This window comes from Allobosea sp. TBD101 (assembly GCF_059817965.1).
The window spans coordinates 38,839-53,932 of record NZ_CM187543.1; the positions used below are offsets into that span (position 1 = coordinate 38,839).

At 66.7% G+C, this 15,094-nt stretch carries 17 protein-coding genes; 7 read left to right on the plus strand and 10 right to left on the minus strand.

Annotation, left to right across the window (positions count from 1 at the left end; all coding sequences use genetic code 11):
• Positions 1-5 precede the first annotated feature (5 nt).
• Positions 6-287, plus strand: coding sequence for a hypothetical protein (locus AC6RIC_RS00180; RefSeq protein ID WP_454654125.1), 282 nt, complete (start codon positions 6-8; stop codon positions 285-287).
• 84 nt (positions 288-371) lie between these two features.
• Here AC6RIC_RS00180 and AC6RIC_RS00185 read toward each other — a convergent pair whose 3' ends face one another.
• The 3 genes from AC6RIC_RS00185 to AC6RIC_RS00195 are packed head-to-tail and all read right to left on the minus strand — an operon-like array spanning position 372 to position 2,822.
• Complete coding sequence (locus AC6RIC_RS00185; protein WP_499734660.1) at positions 372-2,021, minus strand: histidine kinase dimerization/phosphoacceptor domain -containing protein; 1,650 nt, start codon at positions 2,019-2,021, stop codon at positions 372-374.
• Complete coding sequence (locus AC6RIC_RS00190) at positions 2,021-2,635, minus strand: sigma-70 family RNA polymerase sigma factor (RefSeq protein ID WP_454658899.1); 615 nt, start codon at positions 2,633-2,635, stop codon at positions 2,021-2,023. Before AC6RIC_RS00190 ends, AC6RIC_RS00185 begins: the two co-directional genes overlap by 1 nt.
• Complete coding sequence (locus tag AC6RIC_RS00195; RefSeq protein ID WP_454654129.1) at positions 2,622-2,822, minus strand: NepR family anti-sigma factor; 201 nt, start codon at positions 2,820-2,822, stop codon at positions 2,622-2,624. Before AC6RIC_RS00195 ends, AC6RIC_RS00190 begins: the two co-directional genes overlap by 14 nt.
• Before the next feature lie 257 nt (positions 2,823-3,079).
• Here AC6RIC_RS00195 and AC6RIC_RS00200 point away from each other — a divergent pair, with 257 nt between their 5' ends.
• The 3 genes from AC6RIC_RS00200 to AC6RIC_RS00210 all read left to right on the plus strand — a co-directional run bounded on the left by AC6RIC_RS00200 (position 3,080) and on the right by AC6RIC_RS00210 (position 5,041).
• Positions 3,080-3,874, plus strand: a complete 795-nt coding sequence (locus AC6RIC_RS00200) for a response regulator (RefSeq protein ID WP_454654131.1) — start codon at positions 3,080-3,082, stop codon at positions 3,872-3,874.
• 139 nt (positions 3,875-4,013) lie between these two features.
• The gene (locus AC6RIC_RS00205) at positions 4,014-4,178 is read left to right on the plus strand and encodes a hypothetical protein (protein WP_454654133.1); all 165 of its coding nucleotides are present in this window, start codon (positions 4,014-4,016) and stop codon (positions 4,176-4,178) included.
• Positions 4,179-4,378: 200 nt separating this feature from the next.
• Entirely contained in the window at positions 4,379-5,041 is a 663-nt protein-coding gene (locus AC6RIC_RS00210; protein WP_499734661.1) for an extensin-like domain-containing protein, read from the plus strand.
• A gap of 5 nt (positions 5,042-5,046) precedes the next feature.
• Here the strand turns inward: AC6RIC_RS00210 and AC6RIC_RS00215 are convergent, their stop codons facing one another.
• Positions 5,047-5,277, minus strand: a complete 231-nt coding sequence (locus tag AC6RIC_RS00215) for a hypothetical protein (protein WP_499734662.1) — start codon at positions 5,275-5,277, stop codon at positions 5,047-5,049.
• A 181-nt stretch (positions 5,278-5,458) separates the two neighbouring features.
• On the opposite strand from AC6RIC_RS00215, the gene AC6RIC_RS00220 reads away from it, so the two are divergent.
• A complete protein-coding gene (locus tag AC6RIC_RS00220) occupies positions 5,459-5,893 on the plus strand; it encodes a DUF992 domain-containing protein (RefSeq protein WP_454654139.1) in 435 nt (144 codons plus the stop codon).
• A 164-nt stretch (positions 5,894-6,057) separates the two neighbouring features.
• A complete protein-coding gene (locus tag AC6RIC_RS00225; RefSeq protein WP_454654141.1) occupies positions 6,058-6,438 on the plus strand; it encodes a response regulator in 381 nt (126 codons plus the stop codon).
• 9 nt (positions 6,439-6,447) lie between these two features.
• Here AC6RIC_RS00225 and AC6RIC_RS00230 read toward each other — a convergent pair whose 3' ends face one another.
• The 5 genes from AC6RIC_RS00230 to polA all read right to left on the minus strand — a co-directional run bounded on the left by AC6RIC_RS00230 (position 6,448) and on the right by polA (position 13,240).
• On the minus strand, positions 6,448-7,803 hold the full coding sequence (locus AC6RIC_RS00230) for a sensor histidine kinase (RefSeq protein ID WP_499734663.1): 1,356 nt from the start codon (positions 7,801-7,803) through the stop codon (positions 6,448-6,450).
• Between the two features lie 115 nt (positions 7,804-7,918).
• Positions 7,919-8,344 (minus strand): hypothetical protein, encoded by a 426-nt coding sequence (locus AC6RIC_RS00235; RefSeq protein WP_499734664.1) that lies wholly within the window; start codon positions 8,342-8,344, stop codon positions 7,919-7,921.
• 2 nt (positions 8,345-8,346) lie between these two features.
• Complete coding sequence (locus tag AC6RIC_RS00240; protein WP_499734665.1) at positions 8,347-8,706, minus strand: glycine zipper domain-containing protein; 360 nt, start codon at positions 8,704-8,706, stop codon at positions 8,347-8,349.
• 119 nt (positions 8,707-8,825) lie between these two features.
• Positions 8,826-9,959 (minus strand): AI-2E family transporter, encoded by a 1,134-nt coding sequence (locus AC6RIC_RS00245; protein WP_454654149.1) that lies wholly within the window; start codon positions 9,957-9,959, stop codon positions 8,826-8,828.
• A 239-nt stretch (positions 9,960-10,198) separates the two neighbouring features.
• Entirely contained in the window at positions 10,199-13,240 is a 3,042-nt protein-coding gene (gene polA / locus AC6RIC_RS00250; RefSeq protein ID WP_499734666.1) for a DNA polymerase I, read from the minus strand.
• Between the two features lie 95 nt (positions 13,241-13,335).
• On the opposite strand from polA, the gene AC6RIC_RS00255 reads away from it, so the two are divergent.
• On the plus strand, positions 13,336-14,001 hold the full coding sequence (locus tag AC6RIC_RS00255) for a nitroreductase family protein (RefSeq protein WP_454654152.1): 666 nt from the start codon (positions 13,336-13,338) through the stop codon (positions 13,999-14,001).
• Positions 14,002-14,154: 153 nt separating this feature from the next.
• On the opposite strand, the gene AC6RIC_RS00260 is transcribed toward AC6RIC_RS00255, so the two are convergent.
• Positions 14,155-15,093, minus strand: coding sequence for an aldo/keto reductase (locus AC6RIC_RS00260; protein ID WP_499734667.1), 939 nt, complete (start codon positions 15,091-15,093; stop codon positions 14,155-14,157).
• Between the last annotated feature and the right edge of the window lies 1 nt (position 15,094).

A 15,094-nucleotide genomic window follows, 5' to 3' on the forward strand; every position in this document is an offset into this window, starting at 1 on the left:
CATCCATGCCGAAGTCCAGCCTCGCGCCGGCCATGCGCGCCATCGTCTTCTTCGGCCTCATGGGCACGGCCGTTTCGGCGCTGACCCTGGGCGCCGGACTCCAGATGCCTGATGACCAGAGCTCGACGACCGTCGCCCTCGCCAAGGCCGAGCGCGGCCATGTCGATAGCCTGCAATTCGCCGCCGTCGACCGCGCCGATCGCCCGCGCAGCGCCGCCCGGCGCGCCATCGCCCTGCCGTCGCAGCAGGCGATGGCCGATGGGCCGGTCACACATATCATTCGCTGAGCCCCTGCCGGTACGGCACGAGAACGCGTCCTCATCCGGGCAGAACCCGAATGGCGGCGCGTTTTCTTATGGGATCAGCCCGTTTCAGGAGCCGTGGTCGATCCGCCAGCGGCCCAGGCTGCGGCCTCGAGGCTCCTGCGTCTGCACGGCCCCGACCTGCGTCAGCAACCCCGCGAAAAGCCGCGGCGGCATGGTGTGCTGGATCTCGCGATCGACCTCGAGCGTGACCTCGATCGCAGACGCATCGATATCCCGGACCTCGACGACGATCCGGACACCCGGCGTGCCTCTCAAAGCCCGGGACGCGACATCCGCTACCAGAAAGCCGAGCGGAATGATCCGGTCCACGGAGAGCGTCGCGACAGTCTCGATCCGGCTCGTCACCCACTGGTCGCGGCTGCGGATGAGATTGGAGATCATCGTAACGACATCGTCGAGGAAGAGATCGACGCGGACCGGCTGCATCTCACCATCGGCGAGGGTGAAGCGATAGGCCGCCGACAGCACATGCACCCGGCATTCGGCATCGGCCAAAGCCAGCCTCGCCTCATCGCGATGGTCGCGCTTGCTCAATCCGATATAGCTCTGCACGACCTGCAGGCTGTTCTTGACCCGATGGTGCAGTTCGCGGACGAGAAAACGGTTGTCGTCGAGCGCGGTCTGGAGGCGGCGCTGGCGAACCTCTTGCTCCTCGACCATGCCATTGAAGGCTTCGGCGACGCTGCGGATGTCGCTGGGCATGCCATCCGCCACCGCGACCCTTACCCGGTTGGTGGAGGTCCTCGATCGGGCGGCCGTCTCGATGTCGCGCAGCCAGCGCAGGCAATGCCTGTCGATCGCCCGCATGCAGACGAGGCAGAGCAGGCCGAGCGTCAGGAGCGGGGCGAGCAGCAGCACGATGAATTGCAGCCGGGCCGCCTCGGCCGGCCGGTCATCGAAGCTCGCAACGATATAGAAATCCGGCTCGGCGACCATGCGGGCTGCGAAAGCGCTCTCTTGCCCGGCCCGGTTCGGCCCCACCCAACGCTTGTGTCTTTCGGGAACGCGGCTCGTGCGCGGCATCCAGGACAGGTCGCGGCCGTCTCCCCGGACAGCGACGACGCCAGCCTCGCGCCCGACCAATGCAACATTCAGGACCTGGCCGTCCTCGCCGAGATCGAAGACGTTCTCAAGCAGTTCAGGGGCGGCCAGGAGAAGCGCCTGCTGCAGCCCTGCGCTTGTCGATGGAATGGATGCGAGAATAGCAAGATAGCGACGGGCACCAACCGTCACCTGATCGTAGCGCATCCGGCCGATATCAGCACCATTCCACATCCCGACCGGAGACCGGCCGGCAAGCTGCTGCGCGATTCCGTCCAGCGACTCTGTGGTGAGATCGGCATCGAGCGACCCCGCACAGATCCGCCCGTCCGTATGACGCAGCAGGAAGGCACGGAAACCTGCGGTGCGATCCATCGCTTTGGAGCCGGCATCCGAGCAACCGGCCGTGTCGAGGCCGAGTTCGCTGGCTACGGCGCCGAAGACAAGCAAGGCACGCGACATGCCCCGATACCAGACGCGGGTGCGTACCGCGAAATCATCGACGGCGCGTGCCTGCGCCGCCTCGATCGCGACGATCGCCGCCCGATAGGTCGCATAGGCCGCAAAAGCGGAGGCACAGGCGATCGGAACGGCGATCACGACCAGCAGGGCCAGCAGACGCGTCCTGACAGTGCTGAAACGCCGCAAACGCATCAGGAGCCAACGGGTTCGGAACCAACTCTCTGCATCGCGGCCGCATTGGTGCGGCCCGGCCCGAGATCGTCGACGCTGCCGATCGAGAGCAGTTCGGCGAGTTTCGTGCGGGCACGGTTGACCCGGCTCTTGATCGTGCCGATCGCCACGCCGCAGATCTCCGCCGCCTCCTCATAGGACAGCCCGGTGGCGCCGACCATGATCAGCACCTCGCGCTGTTCCTCCGGGAGCTTCGCGAGAGCCTTGCGGAAGTCGGCGAGGTCGAGATGGCTCTCCTGGTTGCCATGGGTCGCCATGCGCTCGGCATAGGTCCCCTCGCTGTCCTGCACCTCGCGGCCGCGCTTGCGGTACAGCGAGTAGTAGGTGTTGCGCAGGATGGTGAAGAGCCAGGCGCGCAGGCTGGTGCCCGGTTCGAACTTGTCCGAGTTGCCCCATGCCTTCAGGAGCGTATCCTGAACCAGGTCGTCGGCCAGCTGCATGGAGCCCGAAAGCGAGGCCGCGAAGGCGCGCAGATTGGGAATCTCGCGGATCAGCCCATCCTTGAAGTCTTCGGTCCGGCGTTCCTGGGCCAGAGTCGGAGCCTGGCCGGCAGGCGTCGTGTCACTGGGACTCATCACGCGACACTCCAGCTGCACGCTGCTCGGTCGCCTCAAGCTGCGCGAGCAGCACGAGAAACTTGTCGGGCACAGGTGCGTTCACGATGTCGTCGTAATGGGCCTTGAGGGAGCGGCCGATGGATTCCTGCACCTTCGGGTCCAGAACCAGATCGAAGCCTTCTTCAGGATCGTCCGGTTCAGTCATCGCTGCATCCGACCTGTTCATGTCAGCCCTCGCACCACCGCCGGGCCGGCTTTTCCAGCCGATCCCGCAATCTCAAACCTTGCCATCTCTGGTCTTGCCACGTCCCGCCAGCGTGTCGAAGCCAGGTCGCGATGGCGACACCAATACGCCTTAATAACGGGTATCCTCGGCCAAGGTTCCACGGTTTCGCGAAAATAAATTTCTTGTTTCCGACGCATCCTAAGCCATTATTTCAGCACGTTAAAAGGGACGCGTTCATGTCGATTGCCAAAGAAATTGCGCCTCATCTTCCGTATCTGCGGCGCTTTGCACGGGCGCTCTGCGGCAGCCAGCCGAGCGGCGACGCCTATGTCGTCGCCATGCTCGAAGCGCTCGTCGCGGACCCATCCGGATTCCCGCGTGAGGTCGATCCACGCATCGGCCTGTACAAGACCTTCCTGAAACTGTGGTCCTCGGCCAGCGTCGATGCCGCCGCGCCCGTGGTCGAGCTCTCGCGCGCACCAGCCGAGCGCAATCTCGAGGCGCTGACCCCGCGGCCGCGCCAGGCCTTCCTGCTGCGGACGGTGGAGGGTTTCCCACTCGACGATGTCGCCACCGTGATGGACATCACCGCCGCGGAAGCGTCCGCGCTGATCCAGACCGCCGGCCAGGAAATCGCCGAGCAGGTCGCGACCGAGGTCCTGATCATCGAGGACGAGCCGATCATCGCGCTCGATATCGAGACGATGGTCGAGGAGCTCGGCCACACCGTCACGGGCGTTGCCCGCACGCAGCGTGAGGCGCTCGCGCTCGTCGCCAAGCGGCGGCCCGGCCTCGTGCTGGCCGATATCCAGCTTGCCGACGGCAGCTCCGGCCTCGACGCCGTCAACGAGATCCTGTCCTCGATCGACGTCCCCGTGATCTTCATCACCGCCTATCCCGAGCGGCTCCTCACCGGCGACCGGCCGGAGCCGGCCTTCCTGATCACCAAGCCGTTCCAGCCGGAAGCCGTGAAGGCCGCGATCAGCCAGGCCCTGTTCTTCGACCGCCGCGCCGGCCGCAAGGCCGCCTGACGCCTCGACCACCGTCGAAAGCGATCAAGGCCCGCGGCGCTATCCGCGGGCCTTTTTTCTTGCTGTTCGGAACCCGAACAGAAATGATGCGTTCCGCGTTGAATGACAGTTTGGTTTGCAGTTGGGGAGGGCGTAGATCATGGCGACGACCTGCTTCTCGGCCGCGATCGCGGCACTATCGATCGGGACTGCCCTCTTCTCAGGATTCATCCAACCGGGAGCCCCGAGCGCGGAGTTTCTCTCCCTTGCGCTCGCCGGCCTGACCAGTCTGGCGATCGCCAGCGCCTCGGCCCTGGACAGCTAGGTCACCCCAACCAGCCCGACACAAGCAGGCCGGCCGCACCCGGCGGCGGAGTGCGGTGCCATGACCGCGTCAAAGCGGTCGTGTCGGGCATGGTTGTCGTTGGAATCTGGTTTGCTCCGCTGGACGCTACCGCAGCGCCGGCAACCGCACCGATTTCTCAGCAGCGCCCTCCGTCCCGCCCACCTGAGCTACGGCCATCCATGCCGAACGCCCCGGCACCGACCGAAGCGCCCACAGCCGCGCCAGCACCTTCGGGTGCAACAAGCGCAGACGCGCCGTCCGGACAGGCGTCATGCCTGGCATCGCTGGGCTCCATACCCGGCAACCGGGTCCTGCCGGCCAGCCCTGATCCCAACAGCAGTGAGCCGGCCTGCCGCGTCAGCGAGCCCGTCCGGGTCGAGGCCCTCGCCATCAGGCGGCCGGGCGGCAGCGCCAGCGTGACCTTCGACCCCCCGCCTGTGCTGAGCTGTGCCATGGCGAAGACCCTGGCCGGCTGGCTCGACGGCAGCGTCCAGCCCTTGGCGCGCGGCCATTTCGAGCGCGACCTCGTGGCCTTGCGCGTCGGTGGCGGTCACGAATGCCGGCGGCGCAACCGGGCCTCGGTCGGCCCTGTCAGCGAGCATGCGACCGGGCAGGCTCTGGATATCTTCGCCTTCAGGCTGGGAAGCGACGGCAACACGTCACAGGTCGTGGTGGAGAAGCCGGAAGGGCTGATGCAGAACCGCTTCCTCGATGCCGTCAGGCAATCGGCCTGCGGCGCCTTCATGACCACGCTGGGGCCGGGCTCGGACGCGGCCCATGCCAATCACCTGCATGTCGATATTCAGGAGAGACGCTCGCGCGCCTCCCGCTTCTGCCAGTGACAGGTTTAGTGCGGAAACTCGGCCGGACCGAAGCGGAGGAGGAAGCTTTGCTCGTCGTCGCCCGCAGCGATATCGCCGACCAGCCGCGGACCGCTGCGGCGCGCAACCATGACCGCCAGCGCAGCCTCCTGATCGAGCCCGGAGGCGACGAGATCCTCCAGCTCCCAGAATGGCGGCAGCGCCATCACGAGATCGGGATCGATTATTGTTGGGGTTTCCCCAAGACGACGACTCACGGACATCGACATTCCCATGCCAAGATGAAACGCCAACGCTACAAACTCCTCCCGGTTCCCTATCCTGGAACTGTGGGTTTCTTGGGGCGTTCGTCCCGCCAGTTCACGAGGAGCATTCGCGATGAGCCGAGGGCATTCCCGATCCTGTCTAACCGCCCTTGCCCTCGTTGGCGTCCTAGGAATGCATGAGCCTGCCGCGGCGCAGAATCTCGGGCCGCCGACGGGGCGCCTCTCCTGCACCGTCGGCACCAATTTCACCGCCATCGCCAAGTCGCAGCGCCCGACCGAGTGCCGCTTCAGGCCGCGCCGCGGGCCGATGCAGCATTATACGGGGATCGTCCGCAGCTTCAGCCTGGATCTCGGCTCGGTCCGGACCGCGACCATGGTCTGGCGCGTGTACGGTCCCTATGCGCGGGCCCCACTTGGCGCCCTGAGCGGGTCCTACAAGAGCGGCAGCGCGAGCGCTCCCTCCGCCCCCGGCAACGCGCTGTCCGGCGGCAAGGACAATGAAGCGACCCTGCTGCCGCTGCCGCTCCAGGGCAATCGGGGCATCAATGTCGCGATCGGCGTCACCGCGCTCGAATTGACTCTCGTCGAACCGGGCCGGCGGCGCTGACCCGGCGAATTGGTGGCGAGATTACTCTTTGCTAACCTTGACCGCTCAAAATCGACTCAAATTCCAAGCTTTCCGCCATGCTGGGGCGCCGGAGCAGGAACATCGCCAATCCTGTCACGTTGAGACCACGTAACAGAGATTGCAGTGAGCGAGAGAGCCGGTTGATGGCTGATATCCGCGTACTCATCGTCGAGGACGATCCGTTCATCGCGATGGACATCGAAAGCGCCGTGGCCGAGCAGCTTGGCGATAGCGTCGAGCTGATCGTGGTCGAATCCGTGGCCGAAGCGCGGCGGATGACCGCCAAGCAGCTCGCCTGTGCCCTGCTCGACATCGACGTCGTCGACGGCAAGACCTTCGATATCGCGAGCGCCCTCCAGGAGACCGGTACGCCCTTCGCCTTCGTCTCGGGATCGGCGCCACATGAAGTGCCGGCGACGCTGCGCGACGTCCGCTTCCTGCGCAAGCCGTTCTCCACGCGCGAGATCGCAGCCTTCGTGAAAAGCGCCGTGGGCGCACGGGCCCTGAAGGCTGTACGAGCCTGATATCCGGCGTCAGGCCTGAGCCGGAAGAGCTTCCCGCTTCGGAAAAACGATCGTCACCTGCGTGCCCGGACGCTCGGCCCGTTCCGGGTGAGCCGGCTCCGAGGTCATCGTCGCCCGCATGCTGCGCAGCAGGCTGGCGATCACCGTCTGACCAAGGCCCTTGCTCGCCGTTTCCTGGGGCATGCCGACGCCGTCATCCTCGATCGACAGCGCGAGAGCCGGTTCCCCTTCCTGCTCCGTCGGCGCGAAACGGATGACGATCCGCCCCGACATGCCCTCGGGAAAGGCATGTTTGATGGCGTTGGTCACGAGCTCGTTGACGATGACGACGAAGGACACCGCATCGCGGCCGGGCAGGCGGATCGATTTCATGTCGAGATCGATCCGGATCGGCCGGCCTTCCGCCGATTTTCCGATCTCGGCGAGCAGGTCTTCCATATAGGGCCGCGCATCGATCTCGTCCGTCTCGATGTCGAGGCGCAGGCGCCGCTGACCGGCCGCGATCGCCTGGATGCGCGACTGCGCCTGCGCCAGCGCCGCCTTGACCGCGGGCTCGCGCGTCTGCCGGCTCTGCACGTTGAGCAGCGCCGAGACCATGGCGAGATTGTTGCCGACGCGGTGATTGACGTCGCGCAGCAGGGCCTCGATGCGCAGACGCTCGCTTTCGAGCTGCCGCGTGCGCTCGCTGACGATGCGCTCCAGCTCGGCATTGCTGATCGCGAGCGCGGTGCTGCGGCGCTGGCGGCGGCGCAATTGCTGCCAGGCGGCGAAGGCGAGCCCGGCGAGCGCGACGACGATGCCCGTGCTGCCCCAGAGGCGGCGACGCTCCTCCCGGCTATAGAGCGACCTCAGGCGGATATTCTCGCTCTGCTGGATCGCCTGGACGGTATCGCGCAGCCGGTCCATGGCGGCGATGCCGCTTTCGCTGCGGACCAGCGCCAACGCCTCCGCCCGGCGACCGGCCCGCTCCAGCGAGATCGTGCGGTCGAGCTCCGTGAACTTGACCGCCATGTCCGCGCGCAATGCCGCGACGCGCTCCTTCTGGGTGGGGTCGGCATCGACCAGCCCCGCCAGGATGTCGAGTTCCGGACCGGCCGCGGCCCTTCCCTCGGTGAAGGGGTCAAGATACGCAGCCTCTCCGGTCAGCAGGAAGCCGCGCTGCCCGGTCTCGGCATCGCGCATTCGGCCGAGGAAGCGCTCGGCCCGCTCGCGAATCTCGATCGCATGCGAGACGCGATCCGCCGTCTGCCGCGCCTGCCAGTTGATCCAGGCGGCCAACACGACCGCCACCGCGACCACCCCGATCGCGATGATCGTGGTCGTCGCCGAGCGAAGGCGCGCGCCGAGGACCGGAAAAACCGGCATCGGAAAGCGGTTGCGAGGCCTCACCCGAGCAGACATGCAGGTCTTGTTAAGGGACGCATGCCGACATCCCTATGTAAAAAGACATGCTGCGTCCACGCCGCCGCTTGGCGCGGAATCAAGCTTCCGCATCGTCATCATCACCACCCGCGACGATCTGGCGGCCCAGAATCGCACCAAGCACGACGATGCCGCCGGCGACCGCCATGCGCCAGCTCAGGCGAGAGCCGATGAGCTTCGCCGCAAGCGGCGCGGCTGCGAGAGCCGCGGTCGCGGCCGGGCGCGGCGGCCGGCGGCGGCCCTTGACGATGAGCGCGATGCAGATGGCGAACAGCCCGGCCAGAAACAGGCCGCCTGCGACCCAAAGGCTCGCGGCGACCGCGCCATAGCGCTGCTCCAGCACGGTATGCAGGGCATTCAGCGCATAGCCGCCGGCGCAGAGCATGAGCAGGACGGCGAGGCCGAACAGGCCGTAGACGGTGACATTGCGCCTCACCACCCCGGACACCTCCGAGGCGATGAAGGAACCGATCCCCCCGAACATGGTCAGCGCGCCGACAGGAAGCCGACGAACAGGCCGATCGCGGCTGCCACGCCGAGCGCACGCAACGGCCGCTCGCGGATCTCGTCCTCGATCAGCCGCTGCAATTCGGACGCCTGTTCCTTGGCGACGTCGACCATCTTGTCAGTGTCGACGCCGACGGCGCGCAGGCGCTCGTTGACGGTGGCGGCGATGTCCTCGGCGCTGCGGGTCAGCGTGTCCTCCAGCGCGCTCGCCTGGCGCTTGGCGCGGGCTCCGGCCTGGCGCGCCTCGGCGGCGACATCATCAGTGCCGGCCTCGACATCGGCCTTCGCACGTTTGGCGGCGGCGGCAGCCTGACGTTTCGCGGATGTCGTGGTGGCCATGGCGGTGTCGTCCTGTCGCTGGTGGGAATTTCGATGGTGGCGGGGAGAAGCGGTTGCCGCAAGGGCTTCCGCCTTGTCACGGGAACGCATCGGCGCGGCTTCTGTTCCGAACCCAGCCTTCAGGCGGCCTTCGCCTCGCCGGCCTCCTCGGCATCCGCCTTCGCCTTCTCGCGGCGATAGCGCGCGAATTCCTCCTGCGCGACCATGGCGACGATGACGATCGGCGTCGAGAGCACCGCGCCGACTGGTCCCCAGAGCCAGAGCCAGAAAATGAAGGCGACGAAAACGAGGAAGGGCGAGATCGTCAACCGGTTGCCGACGAAGACGGGCGTGACCGCGTTGCCCTCGATCAGGTGCAGGACGTAATAGGCCGTCGCCGGCCAGAGCGCCGCGAGGATGGAGGGGGCATCCAGCAAGGCGCCGGCCAGGAGCAGGATCGCGACGACGATCGGGCCGATGAAGGCGAGATAGTTGAGCAGGAAGGCCAGAGCCCCCCAGAACACCGGAAAGGGCAGCCCGGCGAGCCAGGCGATCGCCATGGTGAGGACGCCCATGCCGAGATTGATCGTGGTCACCAGCGCGAAATAGCGGGCAACGCGGGCCTCGATCTCCTCGAAGAACGAGCCGGCCGAGCGGCGCGCGCCCCGGCCGAGGCAGAGCCGGAGCACCCGCGCCTTGAGATGGCGGCGGGTTGCCAGCCAGAAATAAATCGTCGCGACGAAGATCATCATGCCGCCGGCCGCCGTCGACGAAGTCATGGCGATGTCGAAGAGCGGATTGCCCTGGGAGACGCTGAGCTCGGCGCCCTTGCCGGTGATCGAGGCGATGCCGCGCTTGAACTCGTCCATGAAGGCGAAGACGCCCGCGAGCTTGGTCCTGAGCGCCCCCATCATGGCCGGGGCCTGATCGCTCCAGCCGGCGACCGGCACAGCAAGGATGGCGATGGCTCCCAGCAGCAGGCCGATGAAGAACAGCACGACCAGAGCCGCCGCCGCATGCTGTGGAACCCGGTGTCGCGCCAGCAGGTCGACGAGCGGGCCGAGCACCAGCCCAAAGATGATGCCCGCCATGATCGGCATGGCGATGACCTTGGTCAGCGCCAGCGAGGCCGTCGCCAGGATGACGAAGATGCCGACGATGGCATAGCGCACGATGAGGTCATGCTCATGGGCCGTGACCTCCACGTTGTCCTCTTCCGGTTCCGGTTCCGCCCTATAGCGCGGAAACGGCCGCCAGGCCGATGAGCTGAGCATGTCCCCGATTCCAACGCGCAAACCGCGCCCCCCTGGCGCGTCGGAGGGGTCAACGCCGGAAGGATCGGCCGGGTTCCGGCTGCTCAGCATCCCCGTGAGCCCTCATCCTGAGGAGCCGCGCCAGCGGCGTCTCGAAGGATGCTTCAGGAGGCTCTGGTGATCGCTGGAGCATCCTTCGAGACGCGAGCCTTTGGCTCGCTCCTAGGATGAGGGCTTGCAGGAGTCGTGCAGCCCGGCCGTCAGTGCGCCTCGTCCCAGTTATCGGCGGCGCGGGCTTCGACCGCGAGCGGTACCCGGAGCTGCACGGCTGGATGCGGCGCCTCCACCATCACCTTCTCGATGATCGGCAAGGTCTTCTCGACCTCCGCGTCCGGCACCTCGAAGACGAGTTCGTCATGGACCTGCAAGAGCATGCGGGCACCCAGCCGGTTGGCGGCGAGGGCATCGTCCATGCGGGTCATCGCCCGGCGGATGATGTCGGCGGCCGAGCCCTGGATCGGGGCGTTGATCGCCTGGCGCTCGACGAAGGCCCGTTCGGACGGGTTCTTCGAGGCCACCGCCGGGAAATGGCAGACGCGGCCGAAGATCGTGGTGACCTGGGCGTGGGCGCGGACATGGGTCTTGGTCTGATCCATGTAGTCGCGGATGCCGGGGAAGCGCTCGAAATACTTGCGGATATAGGCGCTCGCCTCCTCGCGGCCGATGCCGAGCTGGTTGGCGAGGCCGAAGGCGGAGATGCCGTAGATGATGCCGAAATTGATCGCCTTGGCGCGGCGGCGCACCTCGCTCGGCATGCCCTGAACCGGCACGCCGAACATCTCGGAGGCCGTCATCGCGTGGATGTCGATGCCATCGGCGAAGGCCTGCCGGAGCTGCGGGATCTCGGCGATATGGGCGAGCAGGCGCAGCTCGATCTGGCTGTAGTCGGCCGAGACCAGCTTGAAGCCCTTTTCCGGCACGAAGGCGGTGCGGATCTTGCGGCCAGCCTCGGTGCGGATCGGGATGTTCTGGAGGTTCGGCTCGGAGGAGGAGAGCCGACCCGTCGTGGTCGCGGCCAGCGCGTAGGAGGTGTGGACCCGGTTGGTCTGCGGATTCACATAGCCCGGCAGCGAGTCGGTATAGGTCGATTTCAGCTTGGCGAGCTGGCGCCATTCCAGAATCTTGGACGGCAACGCGTGGCCCTGCTCGGCGAGGTCCTCCAGCACGCCGGCGCCCGTCGCCCATTGGCCGGTCGCGGTCTTCTTGGCGCCTTCCAGCCCCATCTTGCCGAACAGGATGTCGCCGAGCTGCTTGGGGCTGCCGATCGTGAATTTCTCGCCGGCCAGCTCGTAGATCTCGTCCTCCAGCCGGGCGAGCCCTTGCGCGAAATCGCCGGAGAGCCGGGAGAGGATCTGCCGGTCTATGGCGATGCCGCGGCGCTCCATCTTGGCGAGCACCTCGACCATAGGCCGCTCCAGCACCTCGTAGACCGCCGTCTTCTTCTCGGCCGCAAGGCGGGGCTTCAGCGCGAGCCAGAGCCGGAGCGTGACGTCCGCATCCTCGGCAGCGTAGTCGGTCGCGCGGTCGAGCGGCACCTTGTCGAAGGTGACCTGGTTCTTGCCGGTGCCGGCGACCTGCGCATAGGGAATCGTCTCGTGGCCGAGATGCAGCTCGGCGAGCTTGTCCATGCCGTGCGTGTTGTTGCCGGCATCGAGCGCATAGGAGATCAGCATGGTGTCCTCGATCGGGGACACGCTGAGGCCATGACGCTCCAGGATGAGCAGGTCGTATTTCAGGTTCTGGCCGATCTTGAGCACGCCGGGATCGGCGAGCAGCGGCTTCAGAGCGGCGACGGCCTGCGCCAGCGGAATCTGGTCGGCCAGTAATCCCTCGTCGAAGAGCCCGCCATCGCCGGCGCGATGCTGGAGCGGGATATAGCAGGCGCGGCCCGGCGCGACCGCCAGCGAGATGCCGACGAGATCGGCCTGCATCGCATCGAGCGAGGTGGTCTCGGTGTCGAGCGCGACATGGCCGACCTCATAGGCCCAGCCGATCCAGCGCTCGAGATCGGCGAGCGTGCGCACGCATTCGTACTTCGAGCGATCGATCTTGCCGGCGATCGCCTCGTTCTTGCGGGAAGCGGCGAGATCGCCCGGCTTCAACCAGCCGTCTTCGCCAGCAGACGCGCCTGAAGCAACAGCTGGCGCGGGAGAGGTGGCTGCTGCAATGCCAGTGGCCGCATACTCGGCGGCATCGGCGCCGGCATAGAGCGCCTTGAGCTCGGCCGCGCGCGCGCCACCAGGCGCCAGGTCCGGGTCGGCATCGACGGCGCCGACATCCGCCTCATAGGCCTCGGCGACGCGCTTGGTGATGGTGGTGAACTCCATCGCCTTGAGGAAGGCGATGAGCTTCGCCGGGTCCGGCTGCTCCAGCGTCAGATTCTCCAGCGGCGTCTCGACCTTCACATCGTCGACGAGGCTGACGAGCTTGTGGGAGATGCGGACCTTCTCGATCACCTCGGGATTGGTCAGGGTCTCGCGGCGCTTGGGCTGCTTGATCTCGCCGGCGCGCGCCAGCAGGGTTTCGAGATCGCCGTATTCGCCGATGAGCTGGGCGGCCGTCTTGATGCCGATGCCGGGCGCGCCCGGGACGTTGTCGGTGGCATCGCCAGCGAGCGCCTGCACATCGGTGACCTTGTCCGGCATGACACCGAAATACTCGACGACCTCGGGCTCGCCGATGCGGCGCTCGGCGCGGAAGCCGGCGCCCTTCTTCTGATCGCCGGAGGCCGGGTCGTACATGGCGACGCCCGGCTTGACGAGCTGCATCAGGTCCTTGTCGGCGGAGACGATCAGGACGTCGGCGCCGGCCTCGCGGGCCTGTTTCGCATAGGTCGCGATCAGGTCGTCGGCCTCATAGACATCCTGCTCGACCGGAATCAGGCCGAAGGCCCGCACCGCCTCGCGCATCAGCGGGAACTGGGGAATGAGATCGGGCGGCGGCTCGGAGCGGTTGCCCTTGTAGGCGGGATAGATCGCCTTGCGGAACGAGTTCTCCGACTTGTCGAAGACGATGGCGAGATGGGTCGGCCGGACGCCGAGAACGCCCTCGCGCACGAACTGGAAGAGCTTCGTCGCGAAGAGCCGGACGGCGCCCGACGGCAGTCCGTCCGAACGGGCATTGTACTTCCGGTCCTGGTTGATCGACTGGAAATAGGCCCGGAAAATGAAGTTCGAACCGTCGACCAGGAAAAGATGGTCGCCGGGTTTCAGGGCGGGGGCGGTGGTGGCTTTCTCGCTCATGGCGCGGACCATAGGCGGGCCGGCGCAACGGGTCCATTGCATCCGGCCGGCGATTCGCAGCAAGCTGACCAAATTGCGTCAGGAGCGAAGCGCCCGTGAGTCCCTATGTCACCATGCCCCTCGCGTTCGAGGGTGTTCCGGAAGCAGAGATGCAGGGGCGGGCCGACGCCTTCCTCGCCCGCATGCGCAAGCGCCGCACGGTGCGCGACTTCTCGGACAGGCCGGTGCCGCGTGAATTGATCGAGACGGCCGTGCGCGTCGCCGGCACCGCACCTTCCGGCGCCAACCAGCAGCCCTGGAGCTTCGTCTGCATTTCCGACCCCCGGCACAAGACACTGATCCGCGAGGGCGCGGAAGAAGAGGAGCGCGCCTTCTATGCCGGCCGCGCCGGCGAGGAATGGCTGGATGCGCTCGCCCATCTCGGCACGGACGACCAGAAGCCATTCCTGGAAACCGCCCCCTGGCTGATCGCGATCTTCGCGCAGCGCTGGGGCGTCGATGCCGAGGGCAACAGGATCAAGCACTATTACGTGCCCGAGTCGGTGGGCATCGCCACCGGCTTCCTGATCGCGGCGCTGCATGATGCGGGGCTTGCGACGCTGACGCATACGCCGGCCCCGATGAATTTCCTCAACGAGCTCTGCGGGCGGCCCGACAACGAGAAGGCCTTGATCCTGCTCGTCGTCGGCTATCCCAAGGAGGGTTGCCTCGTGCCCGCCATCGGCAAGAAGCCGCTGGAGGAGATCGCGACCTTCCTGTGAGGTACGCGCTTCAACAAACGCGCGTCATCCCGGACAAGCGGCGTAGCCGCGCCGATCCGGGATCCATGCCTGAACCTCTATCGGGAGCGCTCCGGCATGGATCCCGGGTCAAGCCCGGGATGACGACGAGGTTCTGAGAAAACTCAGCACGCCTTACGCGGCGATCTTGTCGATCTCGGCGAGGTCTTCCGCGCTCAGCGCCCAGTCGGCCGCCTTGACGTTGGCCGCGACCTGCTCCGGCTTGGTCGCGCCGGCAATCACGCTGGAGACCACGGGCTGAGCCGCCAGCCAGGAAAAGGCGAGCTCGACCAGTGTATGGCCGCGCTGCTCGGCGAAGGCCGTCAGGCCCTCGATGCGGCGCCAGTTATCCGCGCTGAATATCTCGTCGGCGCGCTGGGGCAGCTTGGTCAGGCGCGCGCCCTCCGGCATCGCCGCGCCGCGCTTGTACTTGCCGGTGAGGGCGCCGTTGGCGAGCGGGAAATAGGGCAGCAGCCCCATGCCGTAATGGGCGATGGCGGGGATCAGATCCTTTTCGGCGCCGCGCTTCAGCAGGCTGTACTCATCCTGCGCCGAGGCGAAGCCGGGAATGCCGAGATCGCGCGCCGTCCACTGGGCATCGGCGACCTGCCAGGCGACGACGTTGGAGCAGCCGATATAGCGGACCTTGCCCTGGCGGACGAGATCGTCCATGGCGCGCAGGGTCTCCTCGATCGGGGTCAGCGGATCGGGCCGGTGGAGCTGGTAGAGATCGAGCCAGTCGGTCTTGAGGCGCCGCAGCGAATCCTCGACAGCGTTCATGATGTAGCGGCGCGAACCGCCCTTCTTCACGCCCTCGGCATCCATATCCATGCCGAATTTGCTGGCGAGCACGATCTGCTTGCGGCGCGCGCCCAGCACCTCGCCCAGCGCCGTCTCGGAGCCGCCGCGCTCGCCATAGATATCGGCGGTGTCGAACAGGGTGATGCCATGCTCGATCGCGGCATCGACGACCTTGCGCGTCGCGTCGAGGTCGATGCGGCCGCCGAAATTGTTGCAGCCCAGCCCGACGAGCGAGACGCGCAGGCCCGAGCGGCCGAGATTGCGGAATTGCATG

What these genes read in the sequence shown, in the direction of transcription:
- AC6RIC_RS00205 (WP_454654133.1), top strand. Translation starts at nt 4,014, where the DNA reads ATGGCGACGACCTGCTTCTCGGCCGCGATCGCGGCACTATCGATCGGG.
- AC6RIC_RS00185 (WP_499734660.1), bottom strand. Translation starts at nt 2,021, where the DNA reads ATGCGTTTGCGGCGTTTCAGCACTGTCAGGACGCGTCTGCTGGCCCTG.
- AC6RIC_RS00225 (WP_454654141.1), top strand. Translation starts at nt 6,058, where the DNA reads ATGGCTGATATCCGCGTACTCATCGTCGAGGACGATCCGTTCATCGCG.
- AC6RIC_RS00245 (WP_454654149.1), bottom strand. Translation starts at nt 9,959, where the DNA reads ATGCTCAGCTCATCGGCCTGGCGGCCGTTTCCGCGCTATAGGGCGGAA.
- AC6RIC_RS00180 (WP_454654125.1), top strand. Translation starts at nt 6, where the DNA reads ATGCCGAAGTCCAGCCTCGCGCCGGCCATGCGCGCCATCGTCTTCTTC.
- AC6RIC_RS00210 (WP_499734661.1), top strand. Translation starts at nt 4,379, where the DNA reads ATGCCGAACGCCCCGGCACCGACCGAAGCGCCCACAGCCGCGCCAGCA.
- AC6RIC_RS00260 (WP_499734667.1), bottom strand. Translation starts at nt 15,093, where the DNA reads ATGCAATTCCGCAATCTCGGCCGCTCGGGCCTGCGCGTCTCGCTCGTC.
- AC6RIC_RS00190 (WP_454658899.1), bottom strand. Translation starts at nt 2,635, where the DNA reads ATGAGTCCCAGTGACACGACGCCTGCCGGCCAGGCTCCGACTCTGGCC.
- AC6RIC_RS00235 (WP_499734664.1), bottom strand. Translation starts at nt 8,344, where the DNA reads ATGTTCGGGGGGATCGGTTCCTTCATCGCCTCGGAGGTGTCCGGGGTG.
- AC6RIC_RS00230 (WP_499734663.1), bottom strand. Translation starts at nt 7,803, where the DNA reads ATGCCGGTTTTTCCGGTCCTCGGCGCGCGCCTTCGCTCGGCGACGACC.
- AC6RIC_RS00240 (WP_499734665.1), bottom strand. Translation starts at nt 8,706, where the DNA reads ATGGCCACCACGACATCCGCGAAACGTCAGGCTGCCGCCGCCGCCAAA.
- AC6RIC_RS00195 (WP_454654129.1), bottom strand. Translation starts at nt 2,822, where the DNA reads ATGACTGAACCGGACGATCCTGAAGAAGGCTTCGATCTGGTTCTGGAC.
- AC6RIC_RS00220 (WP_454654139.1), top strand. Translation starts at nt 5,459, where the DNA reads ATGCATGAGCCTGCCGCGGCGCAGAATCTCGGGCCGCCGACGGGGCGC.
- AC6RIC_RS00200 (WP_454654131.1), top strand. Translation starts at nt 3,080, where the DNA reads ATGTCGATTGCCAAAGAAATTGCGCCTCATCTTCCGTATCTGCGGCGC.
- polA (WP_499734666.1), bottom strand. Translation starts at nt 13,240, where the DNA reads ATGAGCGAGAAAGCCACCACCGCCCCCGCCCTGAAACCCGGCGACCAT.